Origin of the sequence: Pseudonocardia pini (assembly GCF_013870575.1) — a bacterium.
Taxonomy (GTDB): domain Bacteria; phylum Actinomycetota; class Actinomycetes; order Mycobacteriales; family Pseudonocardiaceae; genus Pseudonocardia; species Pseudonocardia pini.
This window is the reverse complement of record NZ_JACBXB010000563.1, coordinates 1-3,763: the sequence shown is the minus strand read 5'-3', so window position 1 is coordinate 3,763 and position 3,763 is coordinate 1. Positions and strand designations below refer to the sequence as shown.

At 74.5% G+C, this 3,763-nt stretch carries 6 protein-coding genes; 5 read left to right on the top strand and 1 reads right to left on the bottom strand.

Annotated elements, in window-relative coordinates; all coding sequences use genetic code 11:
* The 3 genes from H5J29_RS24765 to H5J29_RS24755 form a co-directional block, all read left to right on the top strand.
* The coding region (locus tag H5J29_RS24765) for an enoyl-CoA hydratase/isomerase family protein (protein ID WP_181783433.1) at positions 1 to 226 on the top strand (226 nt) is incomplete at its 5' end.
* Positions 227 to 289: 63 nt separating this feature from the next.
* Positions 290 to 448, top strand: a complete 159-nt coding sequence (locus tag H5J29_RS24760; protein ID WP_181783432.1) for a hypothetical protein — start codon at positions 290 to 292, stop codon at positions 446 to 448.
* Positions 449 to 520: 72 nt separating this feature from the next.
* Positions 521 to 958 carry an ATP-binding protein gene (locus tag H5J29_RS24755; protein ID WP_181783431.1) on the top strand — a complete coding sequence of 146 codons (438 nt, stop codon included), beginning with the start codon at positions 521 to 523 and terminating at the stop codon, positions 956 to 958.
* Between the two features lie 6 nt (positions 959 to 964).
* Here the strand turns inward: H5J29_RS24755 and H5J29_RS24750 are convergent, their stop codons facing one another.
* Entirely contained in the window at positions 965 to 2,500 is a 1,536-nt protein-coding gene (locus H5J29_RS24750) for a glycosyltransferase family 39 protein (RefSeq protein ID WP_181783430.1), read from the bottom strand.
* Between the two features lie 156 nt (positions 2,501 to 2,656).
* Between H5J29_RS24750 and H5J29_RS24745 the strand changes: the two genes are divergently transcribed.
* Together H5J29_RS24745 and H5J29_RS24740 are read left to right on the top strand one after the other, a co-directional pair.
* Positions 2,657 to 3,253, top strand: coding sequence for a proteophosphoglycan 5 (locus H5J29_RS24745; RefSeq protein WP_181783429.1), 597 nt, complete (start codon positions 2,657 to 2,659; stop codon positions 3,251 to 3,253).
* On the top strand, positions 3,250 to 3,763 hold a 514-nt coding region (locus tag H5J29_RS24740; RefSeq protein ID WP_181783428.1), incomplete at its 3' end, for a proteophosphoglycan 5. The genes H5J29_RS24745 and H5J29_RS24740, both read left to right, overlap by 4 nt.

The following is a 3,763-nucleotide window of genomic DNA, read 5'->3' as shown; positions in this document are numbered from 1 at the left end:
CGAGCTCGGGTCCCTGGAGGAGGCGCTCGCCGCCGAGTTCCGGGTCTCCGTCCGCTGCCTGCGGGAGCCGGACCTGCCGGAGGGCGTGCGCGCCCAGGTCGTGGACAAGGACCGCAGGCCCCGCTGGGACCCGACCCCGCTCACGGCGGAGCGGGTCGCGGGGTTCAGCGCGCCGCTGCGGGACCTCGCCGAGCTCGACCCGGCCCCGGTCCCCGTCGGGCGCTAACGCCGGGGACCCGCGGAGCGAACTCCCCGGTGACCGCTCGTCCGCAGGAACCGGGGGCCACCGATGACCGAGCTGATCGAGCCGATCGAACCGGAGTCCCGCCCCGCGCGTCGGGCGGTGCCCGCCCGCAAGCCGGTCGCCCCGGACGAGGTCGCCCTGAGCACGGCGGACCACGACGACGTCCTCCGCCGCGCGGCCGCCCGGCGGCGCGTCCGCGGGTAGTCGCCCGCCCCTGCGGCGAGGCCGACGCGGTCAGCGGTCGCGCCGCGCCGCGGAATCCACGATCCTCGGGGCATGGCGGACGACACGGGCTTCTACAGCATCAGGTTCGGCGCGGACCCGGTGCAGCTCGCCTTCTTCCGTGCCGGGCTGGACCGCTGGTTGCACGGGCTGGCCTGGCCGGAGGAGGCGCGGGTCGACGCGATCCTCGCGGTGAGCGAGGCGTGCACGAACGCCGTCAAGCACGCCTACGCGGGAGGCGTCCCGGGGGACGTGGAGGTCGTCGGGCGGTTGGTCGCGGGACCCTCGGCGCGGCAGATCGTGGTGACCGTGCGGGACGAGGGCGTGTGGCGGCCCGACGAGGGCGCCACCGGCTACGGCATGAGCGTGATGAAGGGCTGCATGGACCGGGTGTCGATCCGCCGGGACGACTCCGGCACGACCGTCACGCTGACCAGCGTGGCCGTCCCGCTGCCCGAGGAGTCCGTGGAGGGCCTCGCCGCCGCCGAGTGAGCGGCCTCAGCTCGGCAGCAGGCGCCAGACGTCGCAGCCGTCGGCCTGTGCGGTTCGCACCTGCTGACCGTTGTCGGCGAGCCAGGTCGCCAGCGGGCTGCCTGCGGGCAGCTGCCCGGGAACCGGGTTCACGAACCAGCGGGCCCCGCGCACCTCGTCGGAGGCCAGCGCCTCCGGCAGGTACCGGTCGGCGGCGAGCACCCACCCGTACCGGTCGGCGCGGTAGAGGACCACCGGCTCCTGGAAGTTGTTCGAGACGCCGTCCATCGTCGTGGTGCTGTCCGTGCCGACCACGACCAGGTCGTCCGGCGCGGACACCGCGGCCAGCTGCGTGGCACACGTGCCGAGCACCCCGGCGTCGTCGGTCAGGGACTGGCGGAACACGTTGACGGACTGGGCGCCGAGCGCCATCACGGTCAGCACCCCGAGCAGACCCAGCAGCGCCCCGCCGACGCGCCTGCGCAGCAGCCGCTGGGCGGCGACCACGCCGATCCCGACGGCCGCCGCGGCGTACGGCATCGAGTAGACGTGGTACTGGATGCCCAGGTCGGAGCCGGTGTAGCGGCCGAGCGCCAGGTAGTAGACGAGCAGCCCGAGCGCGCCCGCGAGCAGGAACGGGGCGGCCACCGCGCCGCGCCGGAGCCGCCACAGCCACGCCACGCCGAGCAGGGCGAAGGGCACGCCGACCACGCCGTAGAGGAAGATCACCTCGGTGCGCAGGTTGCCCAGGTAGAGGTCCGGGCTCAGCAGCATGTCGAGGGTGGCGAACTTGCTGTCGCCGCCGGAAAGTACGCCGAAGGTGTTGCCGTAGGTCTCGTGCAGCCCGGCCGCGTACCGCAGCCACAGCACCGGCAGCACCAGCGCGGCGAGCCCGGCCAGGTACAGCGACGGCCTGCGCAGCCGGTCCCGCGCGCTCAGCAGCAGCCAGACCCCCATGACGAGGCCGACGTGCAGCGACGTCGGCTTCGCCAGCCCCGCCATCGCGACCGCGGCCGCCGTCGCGACCAGCCAGACCGGCCGGTCCTCCTGCAGCCAGCGGCAGAAGGCCAGCAGCGCGAGCATCGTGAAGGCGAGGACCGTCGCCTCCGGCATGAACGCCGTGCCCCACCGCATGAACGCGGGCGAGACGGCCCAGGCGATCAGCGCCCAGCGGGCCGCCGCGGGCGGGAGGATCCGCTTGGCCAAACCCCAGAACGCCCAGGTGGCGAGCAGCATGAAGGCCAGCGACACGAGCCTGCCGAGCACCTCGTGCTCGCCGAACAGGGTGTACAGGATCCCGGTGAGCCACGGCATGATCGGCAGCTCGGACTCGACGTACCCCGGCCCGTTCCCACCCCAGTTGATCTGCGGGAGGAAGAGGTGGGGCCCGTGCTCCGCGTAGTTGCGGGCCATCGAGGCGGTGTCGGACTGGCGCCAGAGGTCGCCGGGGTAGGTCAGCGGGCCGAAGGCCCGGACGACCGACAGCACCGTGACGATGCCCAGGACCAGCGCCGCCGCGCGTCCGAGCCAGTCGGCACGGGTCCGGACGGGGGGTGGTGACACCGCCTGACGGTCGATCGTGAACTGCACTCGACCCATGCTCCACGGAGCCGCTGTGACGACCCTGAGGACGCGCGGTGCGCCCGCGGGCGCTAGTCCTGTGGGTGATCACCGTGTGGGTGTCGCCCGTTGTTCACCGGCGTGCGGGATGATCTCCCCATGCGTCCCGTGGACCTGCCTCCACCTGCGTCGATGCGTGAGGGCTGGGCGGCGTTCGCGGCGGTGGCCACGGCGGTCGGCTCGGCGGTCTGCCACGCCGCGGAGGACCGCTGGCACTTCGACGACGGCGGCGGCAACTGGGCCGACCTGGTTCCGGTCGGCGGGGGCCGGGCCGTCCTGCTCGGCTGGGACCGGGAGGGCGAGACCTACTTCCGCGGCGCCGCCTCGTACTTCGATCGGCCCGAGACGGATCTGCTCGCCGGGGCACCGGACTGGTGGGCTCCGCCCGTCGAGGAGGCGGAGCGGCCGTACCACTGGGTCGGTTTCGTCTACGGCTTCGACGGGGGCTGGACCCGGGCGGACTACGCGGCGTCCGACGGCTTCGCGCGGGTCGGGCTGCCCGCCGTCTCCGCCCAGGCCTGCCGCGAGCTCTGCGCGGAGTTCTGCGCCGACGCCGTCGCCACGGTCGATCCGGTGGCACTCGGCGCGGTGGTCGCCGCGGGTACCCAGGTCACGGAGTCGCAGCTCGCGGCCCTGCTCGGTGGGGAGGGCGATCCCGCGGCCGGGGTCGCCGCAGCCAGGAGGTTCCTCGGATGATCACGCTCGACCTGCCCACCCCGGCGGAGATGCGCGGCCGCTGGGCCGCCTTCGCGGCCGTGTGTGCCGCGCGGGGCTGGGGGGACGGCTGCCGCGCGGACGGCCCCCGCTGGCACTACGACGACGGCGGCGGCAACTGGGCCGACCTGCACCTGTTCCCGGGTGAGCGGGCCGTCCTGCTCGGCAACGACCACGAGTACTCGGAGACCTACTTCCGCGGGGCGGCGGAGTACTTCGGCGAGCCCGAGACGGACCTGCTCGCGGGTGCCCCGGACTGGTGGGCGCCGCCCGCCGAGGCCGCGATGGCGGCGGGGGAGTGGGTCGGGTTCGTCTACGGCTTCGACGGGGGCTGGCAGCGTGCGGAGTACGCGATCCCCGACGGCTTCGCGTCCGTGGGCCTGCCCGCCGTGAGCGACGAGGCCTGCCGCGACCTCGCGCTGGCCTTCGTCGAGAAGGCGCCGGGCCTCGAGGGCCGCGATCCCGACCCCCGCGCGGTCGACGCGCTGGTCG

What these genes read in the sequence shown, in the direction of transcription:
- H5J29_RS24755 (WP_181783431.1), top strand. Translation starts at nt 521, where the DNA reads ATGGCGGACGACACGGGCTTCTACAGCATCAGGTTCGGCGCGGACCCG.
- H5J29_RS24745 (WP_181783429.1), top strand. Translation starts at nt 2,657, where the DNA reads ATGCGTCCCGTGGACCTGCCTCCACCTGCGTCGATGCGTGAGGGCTGG.
- H5J29_RS24760 (WP_181783432.1), top strand. Translation starts at nt 290, where the DNA reads ATGACCGAGCTGATCGAGCCGATCGAACCGGAGTCCCGCCCCGCGCGT.